Origin of the sequence: Rarobacter faecitabidus (genome assembly GCF_006716265.1) — a bacterium.
Taxonomy (GTDB): domain Bacteria; phylum Actinomycetota; class Actinomycetes; order Actinomycetales; family Cellulomonadaceae; genus Rarobacter; species Rarobacter faecitabidus.
Genome location: NZ_VFOS01000002.1, coordinates 206,443 through 223,155 on the forward strand (window position 1 = coordinate 206,443; position 16,713 = coordinate 223,155).

The window sequence follows — 16,713 nt, forward strand, 5'->3', positions numbered from 1 at the left end:
CGTGGTGGTCAACGTATTCTGGACAAGGATAACGGTTTACCCGCTCCCTGGGGGATTCGGGCCACGCCTATCTGCCCCAAGTCTAGTTCGCCTCACCTGGAGCTGACCATGACCCCAGTCGCACGACGCTCTGCGCGGGCCCGTCGGGCCGGTGTCATCGCTGCCGTCGTGCTGGCCCTGAGCGGCCTATTGTTCACGGTCAGTGCCCAATTGGCCCGCACGTCGGGCACCGCGAGGCATCCGGAGAACCTGCTGCAACTTGTACGTCAGCGCTCGGATCAGGTGGCATCCCTGACCGACAGCGTGGCGGCGCTCCAGAACAAGGTCGATGGCCTTTCGGCGCAGGCGGGCTCGGGTGGCGGAGACGGCGCAACGAATGCCGCGGCCCGCGTGAGCGCGGGCGGCACCCGTGTGACGGGGCCAGGGGTCACGGTCACGCTCACCGATGCCGGCACCGACATCATCCCCCCCGGAGCGGTGGCCGACGATCTCGTCGTGCACCAGCAGGATCTGCAGGCCGTAATGAACGCGCTGTGGCGGGGCGGGGCCGAGGCGATGACGCTCCAGGGGGTGCGCGTGACGGCGCGTTCCGCTGTCCGCTGCGTCGGAAACGTGCTCTACCTCCAGGGCCAGATCTACTCACCGCCCTACGAGATCGCCGCCGTCGGTAGCGCAGACTCGCTCACAGCGGCGCTCGCCGACGATCCCGCTATCGAGATCTATCAGCAGTACGTCGCTGCGTACGGGCTGGGCTGGAACGTGGCGGCTTCCGACGCTTTGGACCTGCCCGCCGCGTCCGTCTCGGCGAAGCCGCAGTTCGCCATACCGCTTGGGGACGAGTCCTCCGTCGATGCATTCGCCGGTTCCTCCCCGAAGCTGAAGACCGAATCTCCGGACGGCGCGGACAACCCCAGCGATCAGGACGAGTCCCCGAAATCGCCCGGCCGGACCGCCTCCCCCGGAATGTCGTGATCAACGCATTGGCAGGTGGGCCCAAGCGCGACGGAGTGCTCGTCCTCGATAACCACGACTCGTTCGTGCACACCATCGTGGGGTACCTGCGCGCGCTCGGAGCGCGCGTTACGGTGCTGCTCAACGACGACGACGCCGTGCCGGACGCACTGCCGCGTCACGCCGGGGTTCTAGTCTCGCCGGGACCCGGAAGCCCGCGAACGGCCGGGCAATCGCTCGCCGTGATCGACTGGTGTGCTAGGACCGCAACGCCGATGCTCGGGGTGTGTCTGGGGCATCAGGCGCTCGCGGAGTACTTCGGCGGGCGCGTGACCCTCGCGTCGCGCGTGATGCACGGCCGAACTAGCCTCGTGGAGCACAACGGCAGCGGAGTCTTCGCGGGCCTGCCGCGGCCCCTGACCGTGACGAGGTACCACTCGCTCGCCGTCGAACCAGACAGCGTGCCGGACGTGCTCGAGGTGACCGCCCTGACCGTGCCGACGCCGCAAGATCCGGCGCGCGTCATCATGGGCCTGCAGCATCGCGAACTGCCGATGACGGGCGTCCAATTTCATCCCGAGGCCGTGCTGACCGAGGCCGGCTACCCGCTGCTGCGGAACTGGCTGGCGGAGGTCGGGTAGCGAATGCCGCGCGCCGCCGTATCGTTTGCGGCGGTTGCATCCGTTCGCGGCAGATTACAGGGCGGCAAACGCAGCCGAAGCCCGCAAACGATGTGGCGGACTACTCGCGGGTCAGCCCGCGCTTCCGTCGTCGGCGTCGGTGTCACCGGGGTTCGTCGGATCCGTGGGATTCTGCGGCTCCGGACCGAGCGAGATCGTCAGCACAACCACGCTGCCCGGGTCGAGCTTCTTGCCGGCCTTGGGTGACGTGCTGATGACCTGGCCAGCCGGAATGGTCGGGTGGTAGACGAGCTGGTCCTGATCGGGGTCATACGTCAGATTCGCCGCCGCGAGCGCGTCCTGCGCCTGAGCGGTGGTCTTGCCGACGACGTTGGGCACCTGGATCTTCTCGATCTTCTTCGCCACGGTCAGCGTGATCGCCGAGCGCTGATCGACCCGCGTGGCCGCGGTGATGCTCTGCTCGGTGACGGTGCCCGCCTTGGCGTCGTTCGTTTCGACCTCGTTGATGGTGACGATGAGGCCAAGATCCTTCTCGATCTCCGCCTTGGCATCCTGGCCGTTGCGGCCGACGTAGTCGTCGACCGTGACCTGCCCGTTCGAGTACCAGATCTTGACCGTGGAGCCCTTTTCGGCCGTCACGCCCGCCTCAGGCTCGGAGCGCGTCACTCTGTCGCGGGGCACGTCCTTGCTGTCCTCGGATCCGACCGTTTCGATCTCGAATCCGGCGTTCTGCAGGGCGGTGCGGGCCTGATCCTGCGTCAGGTTGCTGAGTTCTGGCACCGCGTCCTCGGAAGGGCCGGTGGAGACCGTCACCGTGATCTGGGCGCCGTCGAGATTGACGAGAACGCCCTCGCGCGGGTCGGTGTCGATGATGGTGTCAACGTCGAACTCGGCGCTCGCCTCCTCCTTGGGGACGAGGTCGACGTTCGTGAAGCCTTGAAGCGCCAGTGCGTCGCCGGCCTCCTCAAGCGTCATCCCGATCAGCGACGGCAGCGCTTTTGTCGGGACTGTCGGCTCCTCCTTCTTGCCGCTGTTCACGGCGATGAGGATCGCGATTATCGCGATCACCGCGAGCGCGGCAATCGAGATGAGCGTCCACATGAGGGCCTTGGAACTCTTATCCTCGCCCTCCTCGTCGCCATCGAGGGGCAGGGACTGCGTTGCTGCCGTATTCGTCGCGACCGGCCCGGTGGGCGTCGCGTTCCACGTCGGCGCCTGAGCGACCGGCGCCGCCACGGGCGCGGCCAGGATCTCGGTCGCCGCTTCGGCGCTCGTCGCCTGAACCGGCAGGCCCTTCATCGCAGCTTCGAGGTCGGCGCGGAACGCAGCTGCGCTCGAGTACCGGTTGTCGCGATCCTTGGCAAGCGCCTTGGCGACGATGTGATCCAGGACGGGCGGGACATCGCTGGCGATGCTGCTGGGCGGCGGCGGAATCTCGCGAACGTGCTGGTAGGCCACGGACACGGGCGAATCGCCGGTGAACGGCGGGCGCCCGGTGAGCAGCTCGAACAGAAGGCAGCCGGTCGAGTACAGGTCCGACCGAGCATCGACCTGCTCGCCGCGGGCCTGTTCGGGAGACAAGTACTGCGCGGTTCCGATGACGGCCTGCGTCTGCGTCATGGTCGCTGCGGAGTCCGCGAGCGCCCGAGCGATGCCGAAGTCCATCACCTTGACCTCACCGGTTGGGGTGAGCATCACGTTGGCGGGCTTGATGTCGCGGTGGACGATGCCCGCACGGTGGGAGTAGTCGAGAGCGGAGAGCACGCCAATGGTGATCTCGACGGCCTCGTCGATGGGAACGGCGTTGCCGTCGCGGAGTATGTCGCGGACCGTGTGGCCCTCGACGTACTCCATGACGATGAACGGAACGTGCGACACGACGCCGGTGGCGGGGTCGGTGATGTTGTCCTCGCCCGTGTCGTACACGCCCACGATCGCCTGATAGTTCAGCGATGCGGCCGCCTGCGCCTCGCGACGGAACCGTGCCTGGAACGCTGGATCGCGCGCTAGATCGGAGCGCAGGATCTTGATCGCAACGGTGCGGCCGAGTCGGGTGTCGTGCCCGATGTGGACCTCAGCCATGCCGCCGCGCCCGATGAGGGCGCCGACTTCATAGCGGCCCGCCAGGATGCGAGGAGCTTGGTCAACCACTAGATGTCCTTCACGGTCGTCGGAATGGCTAAGGCGCGGGCGCCGTCAGCCACCGGCAAGGTCGGCCGCGGAGCAACCGTCACCCTATATTGTTGCCTAACTGTAGTACCCTCGTCAGTTCTGACGGCGGAAATGCCCATTTTCATGCCCTGTCCCGCGGCGGTATTGCGACCCGAGTTCACCACTCCGATGATGGAGCCGATCAGCGCGGCGAGGATGAGCATGCCCAGCACGATGGCCTGCCAGGAGATGCGGCCCCAGCGCTGGCCCGTGGTCGTCGAGGTGTGTTTAGCGGCGGCCGCGCGTTCCGGACCCTCCGGTCGCTGGCCGGCGCGGGCGCGCGAGGAGCCCTGTCTCGGCGTCCTCGTTGTCAGGTCCGGGTCGGAGCCGCGCGGCGCGCCGCGCCGCAGCGGGGGCGGGGACGAGGCCTCCCTGGAACTGCCGCTGGCCTGTGAACGTGCGCGCGGTGTCGCGGCACCGCCGGCCGAGGCATCGTGACGCGCGCCCTGCCCAAGGGCCGGAGATTGCACCGGCGCGTTGCCTGCCGAGCCACGCTGCTCGGCGGGTTCGGCGCGCCGCGCTGCGGCTCCTGCCTGCGCGCGTCCGACGGGCGTTCCCTGAACGGGCGTCCGACGAGGCTGGCTGTTGGATGCATTCGACCTGCGGCGCGGCTCGGCCCGGGGATCGAGAGGGGCTGCGGACGGCACCCTCGGCTGCGGTCCCGACGTGCTACCGATGGCGCCGAGCCACGGACTCGATTGGTACTTGGCGGACAACTCGTCCAGCATGATCGCCAACTGCGCACCGGAGCGAGGGCGAACGCTCGGGTCCTTGGCGAGCATGCGTCCGATCAGCGATGCCACGTCGGGCGGAACCGATGCGGGCAGCGCGGGAACCGGCTCGTTAACGTGCGCGACAGCGATGTCCACGGCGGTCTTGCCCGTGAAGGGGCGATGTCCGACGAGGGCCTCGAAGCCGATCACTCCGAGCGCGTAGATGTCGGAGGACGGCGTGGCCGGCCGGCCGACGGCCTGCTCGGGAGACAGGTACTGGGCAGTGCCCATGACCATTCCCGTCGCCGTCATAGGCGCCTGATCGGCCGCGAGCGAGACCCCGAAGTCGGTGATCTTGACGATTCCCTGACGGTCGAGCAGGATGTTGCCCGGCTTGACGTCGCGGTGCACCACGCCTGAGATGTGTGCCGAATGCAACGCTCGCGCCGTCTGCGAAAGGATGTCCAGAGCGCGGTCGAGCGGCAGGACGGGCGAACGTTCCAGAAGATCGCTCATCGGCTCGCCGAGGACGAGTTCCAGGACGAGGTACCCGATGCCATCGCGCTCCCCGTAGTCGAACAGTTGCGCGATGCCGGAATGCGAGAGCGAGGCGGCATTGCGCGCCTCGGTGCGCAGGCGGCGGAGGAAGTCGGCGTTACCCGCGAACTCGGGTTTGAGGACCTTGATCGCGACCTCACGCGATAGCGATGTGTCCTGCGCGACCCACACCTGGCCCATGCCACCGACGGCGAGCTGGCGGACCAGCCGGTAGCGCTCGCCGAGGATGAGCCCGGGGACGGGGACGATGGCCATTACTTGAGCCCCGCTTTCAAAATGGCGGCGGCGATTGGCGCGGCCACGGTGCCACCGGTCGCTTCGGATCCCGCGCTGCCGCCGTTCTCGACGACGACTGCGACGGCGATTCTCGGGTTTTCGGCGGGTGCGAAACCAGTGAACCAGGCATGCGGTGCCTTGCCCGTGCCCGACTCTGCCGTGCCCGTCTTGCCCGCAACCGTCACCCCGCTCAGTTGCGCGCGCGTGCCGGTGCCGGATTTCACCACCTCGATCATCATGTCCGTGAGTTCCTGCGCTGTCTCGGCGGAGACCGCCTGGCCGAGTTCGTGGCGTTCGGCGCGCTCTACGACGGTGAGATCAGCGGTGCGGACCTGCTTGACGAGTTGCGGCTGGAGCAGCATCCCGCCGCCACCGATCGCGGCGGAGATCATGGCGACCTGCAGGGGAGTGACGCGGACCGAGCCCTGGCCGATGGCCGCGAGCGCGGTCTGCGGGGCGTCGAGGTCGTCGGGGAACCGGCTCTCCGTGACCGGCATCGGGATGGACAACGCCGTGTCGAACCCGAACCGATCCGCCTGTGCACGCAGCGCCGCATCGCCGAGCTGATTGCCCAGCGACGCGAATGCGGTGTTGCACGAGATACGGAGCGCATCGAGGAGCGAGATACTGCCCGACGGGCTGCACGCCCCGCCCCCGAAGTTGCCGACCGTCGAGGAGGATTGCGGGAGCCGGTATGCGTCGGTGCCGTCGAGTTCGTCCAATCCCTGCTGTCCGGTCTCCAGCGCGGTGGCGGCTGTGATCAGCTTGAAGACGGACCCAGGCGGATAGGTGTCGCCCGCGATCGCCCGGTTGATGAGCGGGTCTCCGTCCGCATCGAGCAGTTCCTGATAGCGGTTGGCCGCAGCCGCCCGGTCGTGGGTAGCGAGGTCATTCGGGTCGTAACTGGGGGACGTGACCATCGCCAGGATGTTCCCGGTCGCGATGTCGATCGCGACCGCCGCCCCGCGGTTCTCGCCGAGAGCCTTCGCCGCCGCCTCCTGGACACTGGCATCGAGGGTGGTCTCGACGGACGAGCCCTGCGGGGTCTTGCCCATCAGGACGGTTTGGAGACGGTTGAACCATAGGGAATCGGACGATCCGTTCAGCAGATTGTTGCTGTACCGTTCGAGTCCCGCGCGCCCGACTACAACGGAGTAGAAACCGGTGACCGGCGCGTATAGCGCGCCGTCGCTGTAGAACCGCTGGTAACCGTAGTCATCGTCGACCTCTTGCGAATACGCGACGTTAGTGCCGTCGACGATGATCGGGCCGCGATGGCTGTTGAACTCCTGATAGAGCGTGCGCCGGTTGCGGGGATCCGCGTTCAGGGTCGGGGCCTGAACGACCTGGATGTAGGTCACGGCGAGCAGGAGGGCCATGAACAGGACGAGGCTAGCGACGGCCAGTTTGCGGATCGGGGCGTTCACGCCGACACCCCCGCGTCGCTCTTGGCCGTGCCCCGCAGCGGTAGCGGGTGGGGACGGCGCGCATTGTCGGAGATGCGGATCAGTAGCGCGACGATCAGCCAGTTGGCGAGCAGCGACGATCCGCCGTATGCCAGGAATGGCGCCGTCAGGCCGGTGATCGGAATGACTCGCGTGACGCCCCCGATCACCACGAAGCATTGCCAGGCGAGGGCGAACGCGAGGCCGCCGGCCAGGAGTTTGCCGAAACCGTCGCGCGTGCTGATCGCCGTGCGGAATCCGCGTTGGATCAGGATTGCGTACAGCGCGAGGATGGCGAACAGCCCGGTCAGGCCGAGGACCTCGCCGAGCCCCGCAATGATGAAATCGGAGAAGGCGTATGGCGTCAGGTGCGGGTAACCGCGCCCCCAGCCGCTTCCGAGCAGGCCGCCGTTGGCCATGCCGAACAGCCCGTCGACTAGCTGGGCGGAGCCGCCCGCAGCGTTGTAGACGGAGTCATCGAAGGCATGAAGCCAGCCGTCGAACCGCCGTTCGACATGGGAGAAGGACTTGTACGCCCCGTACGCACCGACGAGGAACAGCATGAACCCGATCAGGATCCAGGAGAACCGCTCGGTAGCGATGTAGAGCATCCCCACGAAGATGCCGAGGAACAGTAGAGACGTCCCGAGGTCACGCTGGAAGACCAGCACCGCAAGGCTGATTCCCAGCGCGATAAGCAGGGGGCCGAAGTCGCGGATGCGCGGTAGTTGCAGGCCCCACACCTTTCGGCCCGCCAGCGCGAGCGTGTCGCGGTTGGTGACCAGGTAGCCGGCACAGAAGATCGCGAAGGCGATCTTGGCGAGTTCAGCAGGCTGGAATGACAGCGGACCCACATGAATCCAGATGCGGGCGCCGTTCAGTTCGGTACCCAGACCGGGGAGTAGCGGGAGGATCAGCAGGATCGCCGTGGCGAGCAGGGCCACGTACGTGTAGCGCCGCAACGTTCGGTGATCCCGCAACAGGAGCAGGACGACGCACGCGATCGCCATGGAAACAACGGTGAGCAGCGCCTGCTTGATCGCCATGCCATCGGTGCCGGGAACGTTGGTATTCGGCTCCAGTTGGTACAGCATCGCGAGTCCGATGCCGTTGAGCGCGACGGCGACGGGCAGGATCACCGGATCGGCATACGCGGCCTTTCGCCGCACCACCAGGTGGGTGATGAGCGTGATGGCCACCAGGATCGAGAAGTCGCGGTAGAAGGTCACCGGCAGATGGCCCGAGCGCGTCAGGCCGACAAGCGCATATGCCACGCCGCCCAGGCCGAGTGAGAGGACGAGCAACCCGAGTTCGCTGGACCGGCGTCGCAGCGTCGGCGTGGGCTCGACTGTCGCCACTACTGCCCTCCCGCGTCGGTGCCGTTCGGGGCAGGCGCGCTCTCAGCGGGAGTGGACGACTCGTCGGTTGGCGTTGTGACTTCCGCGGGCGGCTGGGCGCTTGGCGCGGCCACTGTCTCAGCCGTGACCTCCTGCCAGCGCTGCGCGAGTTCTTCGCGCGAGGACGCGGTGATCTGCCCGGCGGCCACGCTCGACCGTGTGGGCTCGGGCAGCGTCGCGACGTCGACGCCGGTGACCTCGATGGCGGTGGCGAGGTCGAACGGACCGAGCGACTGGGGGATGCCGCGGAAGAGCGTCACGGTCGTACCCTGGACGCCGATGAAGTACTGCTGCTGTGTCCAGCGGTAGCCGAATCCGGCAGCGCCTGCGATCAGCGCTAGCACCACCGCGACAATCGTCCACGGAAGCCAGCGCCGACGCCTGACATCGCGCAGGTCGACTGCGGACGGCTGGTCGACGGCCGGCTCGCTCTCCTCCTGCGAGGCTACGCTGGCGGCGAGCGAGGCGGCACGGGCGGCGGGGCCGTCCTGCGCACTGGTGACGTCGTCGCGGCTCACCGCAGCGGCGCCCACAACCTGCACATTCGGCTGCTCGACGGCGCCGTCGGGATGCTCGTCAAGATCGATGACATCCGCCACGATCGCGGTGATGTTGTCCGGGCCGCCGGCTCGCAAGGCGAGTTGAACGAGTTTCTCCGCGCACTGCGCGGGGTCCTCGTACTCCTCAAGCGTCCGCTTGATGGTGTCGTGAGCCACGTAGCCGCTCAGCCCGTCCGAACACAGCAACCACCGGTCCCCGACGTGCGCCTCGCGCATCGAGACATCCGGCGTGAGCTCGACCTCGAAGTCCCCGAGGACCCGCATGACCACGGACCGTTGGGGGTGGTTCTCGGCTTCTTCCGGCGTGATCCGCCCTGTATCGACCAGATGCTGAACGAACGTGTGGTCCACCGTTACCTGGGTGAACTCGTCCTTATGAAGCAAATAGGCACGGGAGTCGCCCATATGAGCCATGGCGATCTTGTTGCCCGAACGCAGCAGCGTCGTGATGGTGGTGCCCATCCCGGCGACCTTGGGGTGGGAGCGGGCGTAGGCGACGAGTTCGAGCCTCGCCTCCTCGATCGTGTCCTTCAGGCGCTTGACGATGTCCCCCGAGCCCAGCGCCTCGTCGTCGAGCGGGGCGAGCTTGGCGATTGCGAGGGAACTCGCGGTGTCGCCTCCCGCGTGGCCCCCCATGCCGTCGGCGACTGCCAGCAGGTGCGGCCCGGCATAGGCCGAGTCCTGATTGTTCGCGCGGACGAGCCCAACGTCGGAGATCGCGGCGTAGCGCAGTGCGATGGACATGACCAGCTACTTTCTCAACTCGATTGAACTCTGGCCCACCTGCAGGGATGCGCCGATCGGCAGTTCGATCCGGTCATGTACGGGATTGCCGTTCAGGAAAGTGCCGTTGGTGGAACCGAGATCCTCGACGAACCACCTTCCCTCGTCCGGGAAGATGCGCGCGTGGCGCGAGGAGGCATAGTCGTCATCGACCACAAGTGTGCAGTCCGGGGCGCGTCCAATCACCACCGAGACGTTTCCGAGCGGCAACGTCGTGCCCTCGAGCGGTCCGGCCGTTACCGTGAGGACCCGATGCTCCGTGGCGGCCGCACCGGGGCGCCGCGGCCCAGCCTCCTGCCGGCCGCCTGGCGCTCTGGAAGGCCGCGGGCTGATGCGCGTGCCGTACAGGTCTCGGCGCAGGACGCCAACGACGGAAAGGATGAGGACCCACATCAGGCCGAGGTAGGCGATCCGCAACAGGGCAATAGTGAGTTCGTTCATGGGGTCGCTTAATCGTTCTCGGTGTCGTCCGGCTCGGCGTCCCAGAACGAGATTCGCGTACGGCCAATGGTGAGTGTATTGCCGTCCATGAGGGTCGCTGCGGGCACCTGATGACCCTCGACGTACAACCCGTTGGTCGAGCCGAGATCCCTCGCTACTACGCCGTGTGCCGTCAGGCTGAGTTCGAGGTGGCGGCGCGAGATCCCCGGATCATCGACGACGATGTCCGATTCGGACCCGCGGCCGATCACGGTGACGGTACCGGTCAGCAGGTATCGCTGCCCATCGATGTCGACCATGGGGTGACGGTTCGGGCCACTGGTGTGCGCCTGGACCGCCGATCGGACGGTTTCCGACGTGAGATCGAACTGTCCCTGCGGCAGGTCGCCGGTGACGATCGCGACCCGAACCGGGCCCACGAGCGCGTACCCCTGGCGAGTGGCGTGGCGGACGAGTTCTTCGCCCAGCTCCGCCGTGATCGCATCCTCGCCCCAGGACTGCAGCCGCTCTCGATCGGGAGGAGAGACCGTGAACGAGTACACGTTCGGAACGACGGTGCGCTCCTGGTCGATGGCCGCGGCGCGCTCGTCCGCCTCGCGCTTGATGGCGCTGACCAACTCGACGACCTTGAGTTCGCCGCGGAACTTGCGGAATACCCGGCCCACGGCCTTTTCGGTGCCGTTCTCGAGACGGTCGAGGAACCCCATTCCACCTCCCACGCGCATGGCGGCGCCCGGCGGGTAGCGCCGGTTGCCTCATCGAATTCTGGTTTATCCCACCGATCGTATCGGTCTAGCGACCGATAGGCGTGCAATGGTTCAAATTATCGCCAAGTGTCTCCACATGTCGGACCGTGTTTTCCTCCTCTCTTGACCGGGGCGATAGCCTGCGGGAGTGACCAGGAAATCGCTCGCTGAACTCGTCGATCCCGGCTGGGCGAGCGCCCTGGCCCCCGTAGAAGGTCAAGTGCACGCCATGGGCGACTTTCTGCGGGCGGAGCGCGCGGCCGGGCGGCATTTCCTGCCCGCCGCGCAGAACATTCTGCGGGCCTTCACCTATCCGCTCGCGGAGGTCAAGGTGCTCATCGTCGGACAGGATCCCTATCCGACGCCGGGCAACGCAATAGGACTGTCATTTGCCGTTGCTCCGGGCGTGGCGCTGCCCAAATCGCTGGTGAACATCTTTAACGAGCTCGAATCGGACGTCGGGGTGGCTCGTCCAACCTCCGGCGACCTCACCCCCTGGGCCGAGCGCGGGGTCATGCTGCTGAACCGCGTGCTCACGGTCGAGCCGGGAAGGGCTGGCTCGCACCGCGGAAAGGGATGGGAGGCGGTAACGGAGTGCGCGATCGATGCCCTGGTCGCCCGCGGCGGACCGCTGGTCGCGGTGCTGTGGGGATCCGCGGCGCAGAGCCTGCGACCGCGGCTCGGCTCGGTTCCCGCGATCGAGTCCGTGCATCCATCGCCGCTTTCCGCGTATCGCGGATTCTTTGGCTCCCGGCCTTTTTCGCGCGTCAACGAGGCACTCGTCGCCGCGGGCGGGGATCCGGTCGACTGGGCTCTGCCATAGCGGTGCTGGTTCCGGTGCGGCGTGGCCGATGTCTGTCGTTACCGCACTGACCCGCACGGTGCGGGCGGCCTTCGACCGCAATATTTCGTCGCCAGCGATTACGCTACTGACCACAGCGGTACCGACCGAGAGGACCGGACTTCGCCATGACACCCCCGTCAGCGTCACGCCCACCCGAGGATGACGAGCCACGCCTGGACGGTCGGCCATTCATCGAAGCTAACTCGCAAGAGCGGTCCCGGTACGGCCGATTCAATCTGGCGATCATCGGCGGGACGGGCGTCGGCAAGTCGTCACTGGTCAATGCCGTTTTCGGACGAGACTTCGCGCGCGTCGGCAAGGGTCTGCCCGTGACCAGCGGCGTCCACTACTACCAGGACGAGCACCTGGGGATATGGGATTTCGAGGGCTTCGAGATCGGATCGAGCACCTCGCCGGGCGAGGCACTGCGCGCGCACCTCTCGACAATCGCGGCACGGCCGCGCGGCGAGCAGATCGCCGTCGTCTGGTACTGCGTGAATGCGAGTGCGGATCGGCTCACGCAACCCGATATCGACATGATCCAGGAACTGGACGCCGCCGGATTGCCGGTGATCCTCGTCCTGACGAAGGTGCAGTGGATCAAGCACCCGATATCCGGTAGACAGCGAGCCACGCCCGACACCGAGGAGTTCCGCGACTGGCTGGAAAGCCCGGTCGACGCGGACGGGAATCGAATCGCGCTTCCGGTGAAGGCGGTCATGCTCACCGCCGCGTACGGCCCGCACGGGAAGGGCGCGGGGCACGGACTCGGTGACCTTGTCACCAAGACACTGGAACTCGCGCCAGACAGTGACAAGGACGCGTTTCGCATCGTTCAGCGACTCAATCTCCCGTGGAAACGAGCGATGGCGCGACCGGTTATTGCGCAGGCCTCGTCTGCCGCGGCCGCTGCAGCGGCTATCCCGGTTCCCGTCGCCGACGCGGCGGTTCTGGCACCGATCCAGCTAGCGATGATGGGGCGGCTCGCCGCCATCTACGACCTCGAGTTCAAGTCGATGCTCTCCGAATCCGCGCTCGCGCAATTGAGTACTCAACTTACCGGGCAGGCACTGGCCCGAAGCCTGATCAAAGTAGTTCCCGGCGTGGGCAGCGTGGTGAACGCGACCGTCGCAGCGGCCCTTACGGCGGCCGCTGGCACGGCTTGGCTCCGTTTGTGCGAGCATCTGCACACCGGCAAGATCGACCAGTCGCAGATCAGCGGAGCCTGGCGCGACTACAGCCCGACGGTCGTGGACGTCGTCAAGAAGCTCGTCACCCAACGCGCCGGGCGCAAGTCACCCGGCGCACAAATCCACATAGCGAAGGTCGAAGCCGAGGCGTGAGCAGGCATTGCCTCGACGACGGCCGAGCCTGATAGTTTCGGGGGCGTGACAAGTTTGGCCGCCGCGCAACTCTGGGCGCAGGTCGTCATCCGCCAGTACGCGGCGGCGACGAATCTGCTGATCTCCTCGCGCCGGTTCGCGATCCTCGGTCCCGAAACGGAGCGCCTGGCCGCATTGCGCGCTGCCCTTGAGGCGATGGGCGCGCGCTGCGTCCGCACAACAAATCCGTCCGGGTTCCACGCGTCATTCGCCGAGTCCGGCGCGGTGGGTGGATTCAGCACAGTGGACGAGCCCTCCGGCGCGGCCACCGCATCCGGCCTGCCCGCGGGCGGTCGCGGCCCCGCGCTTTCTTTGACCACGCGCCGCGCCGACGTCACGGTCGTCGCGGGACCAGACGGCAAGGCTACGGTCACCGATCGCTCCGGCGACGAGTTGCGGCCGCCACCCGGCCAGGTTCCCCCCGCCGCCGGTCGCAGTTCAACCGGCACCGGCCCGTCGGAGTCCGCATCCGGCGGCCCGACGCAACCCGCCGCCGACCACACCCACGCCGACGCCGATTTCGCCGAGCGGCGCATCGCGTGGGCTCGCGAGCACATGCCGGTCACCGCAGCGGCGATAGCCCGGCTCGTGGATTCGCGCGCGCTGCGCGGGGTACGGATCGGCGTCTCGCTCGTCCTCGAACCCAAGACGGCCGTGCTCGCACTGTCGCTGGCGCACGCGGGCGCGAACGTGAGCGTGTTCGGTCACCCGGCCGAGACCCGAGACGACGTCGCGGATGCGCTGCGCAAGGCGGGGCTCGCGGTCTTCGCGGATTCGACGTTGGACGAGTCTGCGGCGGTTGAGCTGGCCGACAAGTACCTGCGCCGCGGCCATGACCTGCTGATAGACGACGGCTCGCACCTGATCCGCCGAGCCCACGATCTACCCGACGCAATCCTTCAACTGCGCGGCGCGGCGGAGGAGACGACATCCGGGCTGCGCCCCCTGCGTAAGTGGCAGGCGGAGGGTCGCCTGCGCGTTCCGGTCATCGCGGTGAACGATGCCCGGTCCAAGACGCTGTTCGACAATGCCTACGGCACCGGCCAGTCGTGCCTGCTGACGATCCTCGATCTGCTCGACCCCGATCGCGATGGCTACGACTTCGCCCGCACGGTTCATGGCGAGCCGAGTGGGGATCACCCGGAGGGGGATCTGGTTCCGCCGGCCCCCGCGGCCGTGGCGCAGGACGCGGCCCGCGATGCCGGCACCGGCAACGTCCTGGTCATCGGCTACGGCGACGTCGGCAAGGGCGTCGCCAAGCACGCGGCGGCCCTGGGCGCGCGCGTCAGCGTCGCGGAGATCGACCCCGTGCGCGCCCTCCAAGCGCGATTCGACGGCTACCGCGTCGCGGACGCCGCGGAACTGGCGGGCGATGCCACGCTCATCGTCTCGGCAACGGGCGAGCCGAACACGATCTCGCTCGGCATCATCAGGGCCGCCCGCCCGGGTGCGGCCCTCGCCGTCGCCGGGGGCGTCGAGCAGGAGATCGCCCTCGCGCAGGCCGCGAGCGCGGGCGCCACGAGCACGTCCGCAGGTCACAGAAGGGAGCGGCTCGAGTTCCCGGATGACCACCACGTGCTGGTCCTGGACAAGGGCCAGTGCATCAACGTGACTGCGGGCGAGGGCAACCCGATCGAGATCATGGACCTGTCCTTCGCCGTTCAGCTCGCCGCAATCGAATTGCTGACCGGCGTCGATGCACCCCGCGAGCCGGGCGTCCATGCCCTTCCCGCCGAGGCGGATGCTGCGGTGGCCGCCACCGCCATGGTGACCGGCGAGCCCGGCCAGTGGCATCCGGCCGCTGCGCCGCCGGCCCCGCAGCGGGAGTCGTTGGTGGACGAGCCCGCCGCAGGCGGGAGCGACGCCCACACGGCGGAACGTGTCGAATCGGTGGCGGAGCGCTCGTCCGCACTGGCCCGCGAATACGGCGTGCGCCTCGGCACGCAACGCTCGAATCCGTCGCTGGTGGAGGTGTACTCGGCCGGGCTGGTCATTCCCGTGACGGCCCCGGCGGTGATCGGCGGCGCGGTCGCGGTGCGCGGCGGGCGGATCGAGCACGTGGGGGAGCGCGACTGGGTGATCTCCACGCTGCGCGAATCGGGGCAGGCATTCACCGAGCGGCACTGGCCGGGCGTGCTGATGCCCGGCATGGTCAACGCGCACACGCACCTGCAGTACACGGGGATGGTCGAGGTCGCCTCGCGCACCTACAAGGGGTTCGACGACTGGGCGCAGGCGTTCAACGTCGTCTACGACAACGCCACGCACGACTGGCGGGAGCACGCCGCGCAGGGCGCAGCGCAGGCGATTCGGTACGGGACCACGGCCGCAGCGGACGTCGTGACCGATCCGCAGGCGGCCTCGGCCCTGCACGACGCCGGACTGCACGGCGTCGCCTACTGGGAGGTCATGGGCTGGTCCAACGAGGAGTGGGCCAAAGGCGGATCGACGCAGGTGCTCGCGGCCCTGGACCGGATGCCGACCCCGCCCAACGTGGGTCTGTCCCCGCACGCGCCGTACTCACTCGACACGGACCCGCTGCTCGAGATTCCCGACCTGGTGCGCCGCCGTGGGCTGCGGCTCCACATTCACCTGGCCGAGTCCCAGCTCGAGGCCCAATGGGCCGAGCAGCAGGCGGGATCGCTGGCCGACCTGTGGCGTTCGGGGGAGTCCAAGAGCTTCCGGGTGCTGCGCGAGCGCGGCTTCGGGATGAGCGCGACCCAGTTCGTTGATCAGCTCGGCGTGCTGGGCCCCGACTGCCACGTGGCGCACGGGGTCTACATGACCGAGTGGGATCGGTCGTTGCTGCGCGCCCGGTCCACGTCCGTGGCGCTGTGCCCGCGGTCCAATCAGATCATCGGACTCGATCCGCCGCCCGTGGCCGCCTACCTGAGCGAGGGCAACCCGATCGCGGTCGGCACCGACTCGCTGTCGTCGTCGCCGTCGCTCGACCTGCTGGCCGATGTGGCGCTGCTGTACGAGCTGGCGCGCGCGCAAGGTTACGCCAAGGACGATCTCGCCCGGCGCCTGCTGCACACCGCGACCCTGGGCGGCGCGACCGCGCTGGGGCTCGCCGCGGGGCCGGACCGGATCGGGCAGTTGCAGACCGGCGCCGTGGCCGACATGGTGTTCCTGCAGATCCCGGTGTCGGACGTGTTCGGCACGATCGAGGACCTGGTCCGCTATGGGCAGGACTCGGTCGCGGCCACGATGATCGAGGGGGAAATCCGATGGATGGACGCGATCTTCAATCAGGCGAGCCGGTAGAGGACGAGTCCACCGCCGCGCGTGGCGGGACTGCGGGGTCGGGTGGGCCACCGCTGCGGCCGGAACTGGCTGAGCGCCTCGGACTCGAGGCCCACCCAGAGGGCGGCTGGTTCCGCCGGACGTGGACCACGCCGGTTTCCGTGGAGACAGCGAACGGGCCGCGCGCGACTGCCTCCGCGATCCAGTTCCTGCTCGCTCCTGGCGAGGACGCAGCGTGGCACGTGGTCCGCTCGGACGAGTTGTGGCTCTGGCACGGTCCCGGAACGCTGCACCTTCAGTTCGGGGGGAGCGGCGCCGAGCCGGATGACGCGGGTGAGGTCGTGACGATGGACTCGTCCATACCGCGCGTCCAACTGCTGATCCCAGCGGGGGTGTGGCAGCGCGCGCTGCCCGTCACCGACACGGTGCTGGCGACGTGCGTGGTCTCGCCCGAGTTCTCCTTCGACGACTGGCGGCTCGCGGAGGAGGTCTGACAAGGAGCCGGGCCGTGACTCTTGG

Annotated in this window: 13 protein-coding genes; 6 read left to right on the forward strand and 7 right to left on the reverse strand. The window is 68.0% G+C overall.

The features are described 5' to 3' along the window. The first annotated feature begins 108 nt into the window (after positions 1-108). Both FB461_RS08910 and FB461_RS08915 read left to right on the forward strand, forming a co-directional pair. Positions 109-972 carry a DUF881 domain-containing protein gene (locus tag FB461_RS08910; RefSeq protein WP_142121252.1) on the forward strand — a complete coding sequence of 288 codons (864 nt, stop codon included), beginning with the start codon at positions 109-111 and terminating at the stop codon, positions 970-972. Then, positions 969-1,592: an anthranilate synthase component II gene (locus tag FB461_RS08915; protein WP_246046167.1), complete on the forward strand. Its 624-nt coding sequence runs from the start codon at positions 969-971 to the stop codon at positions 1,590-1,592. Before FB461_RS08910 ends, FB461_RS08915 begins: the two co-directional genes overlap by 4 nt. A gap of 111 nt (positions 1,593-1,703) precedes the next feature. Here the strand turns inward: FB461_RS08915 and pknB are convergent, their stop codons facing one another. Genes pknB through FB461_RS08950 form a run of 7 tightly spaced genes read right to left on the reverse strand, consistent with a single transcriptional unit; the run spans position 1,704 to position 10,683 of the window. Then, the gene (gene pknB / locus FB461_RS08920) at positions 1,704-3,743 is read right to left on the reverse strand and encodes a Stk1 family PASTA domain-containing Ser/Thr kinase (RefSeq protein ID WP_142121254.1); all 2,040 of its coding nucleotides are present in this window, start codon (positions 3,741-3,743) and stop codon (positions 1,704-1,706) included. Continuing rightward, positions 3,743-5,329: a serine/threonine-protein kinase gene (locus FB461_RS08925; protein ID WP_142121257.1), complete on the reverse strand. Its 1,587-nt coding sequence runs from the start codon at positions 5,327-5,329 to the stop codon at positions 3,743-3,745. The genes pknB and FB461_RS08925 overlap by 1 nt, the downstream gene beginning before the upstream one ends. Further along, the gene (locus FB461_RS08930; protein WP_142121259.1) at positions 5,329-6,777 is read right to left on the reverse strand and encodes a peptidoglycan D,D-transpeptidase FtsI family protein; all 1,449 of its coding nucleotides are present in this window, start codon (positions 6,775-6,777) and stop codon (positions 5,329-5,331) included. Before FB461_RS08930 ends, FB461_RS08925 begins: the two co-directional genes overlap by 1 nt. Then, on the reverse strand, positions 6,774-8,153 hold the full coding sequence (locus FB461_RS08935) for an FtsW/RodA/SpoVE family cell cycle protein (protein WP_142121261.1): 1,380 nt from the start codon (positions 8,151-8,153) through the stop codon (positions 6,774-6,776). The genes FB461_RS08930 and FB461_RS08935 overlap by 4 nt, the downstream gene beginning before the upstream one ends. Further along, positions 8,153-9,496: a Stp1/IreP family PP2C-type Ser/Thr phosphatase gene (locus FB461_RS08940; protein WP_142121263.1), complete on the reverse strand. Its 1,344-nt coding sequence runs from the start codon at positions 9,494-9,496 to the stop codon at positions 8,153-8,155. Before FB461_RS08940 ends, FB461_RS08935 begins: the two co-directional genes overlap by 1 nt. A 6-nt stretch (positions 9,497-9,502) precedes the next feature. Next, positions 9,503-9,976 carry an FHA domain-containing protein FhaB/FipA gene (locus FB461_RS08945; protein ID WP_142121266.1) on the reverse strand — a complete coding sequence of 158 codons (474 nt, stop codon included), beginning with the start codon at positions 9,974-9,976 and terminating at the stop codon, positions 9,503-9,505. 8 nt (positions 9,977-9,984) lie between these two features. Further along, positions 9,985-10,683 carry an FHA domain-containing protein gene (locus FB461_RS08950; RefSeq protein WP_142121268.1) on the reverse strand — a complete coding sequence of 233 codons (699 nt, stop codon included), beginning with the start codon at positions 10,681-10,683 and terminating at the stop codon, positions 9,985-9,987. Between the two features lie 187 nt (positions 10,684-10,870). On the opposite strand from FB461_RS08950, the gene FB461_RS08955 reads away from it, so the two are divergent. The 4 genes from FB461_RS08955 (at position 10,871) to FB461_RS08975 (ending at position 16,688) form a co-directional block, all read left to right on the forward strand. Beyond that, entirely contained in the window at positions 10,871-11,545 is a 675-nt protein-coding gene (locus FB461_RS08955; protein WP_142121270.1) for a uracil-DNA glycosylase, read from the forward strand. Positions 11,546-11,691: 146 nt separating this feature from the next. Beyond that, positions 11,692-12,909 (forward strand): GTPase family protein, encoded by a 1,218-nt coding sequence (locus tag FB461_RS08960; protein ID WP_142121272.1) that lies wholly within the window; start codon positions 11,692-11,694, stop codon positions 12,907-12,909. 45 nt (positions 12,910-12,954) lie between these two features. Further along, positions 12,955-16,215 carry an adenosylhomocysteinase gene (locus tag FB461_RS12140; protein ID WP_211349879.1) on the forward strand — a complete coding sequence of 1,087 codons (3,261 nt, stop codon included), beginning with the start codon at positions 12,955-12,957 and terminating at the stop codon, positions 16,213-16,215. After that, a complete protein-coding gene (locus tag FB461_RS08975) occupies positions 16,179-16,688 on the forward strand; it encodes a cupin domain-containing protein (protein ID WP_142121274.1) in 510 nt (169 codons plus the stop codon). The genes FB461_RS12140 and FB461_RS08975 overlap by 37 nt, the downstream gene beginning before the upstream one ends. Positions 16,689-16,713: the final 25 nt, after the last annotated feature.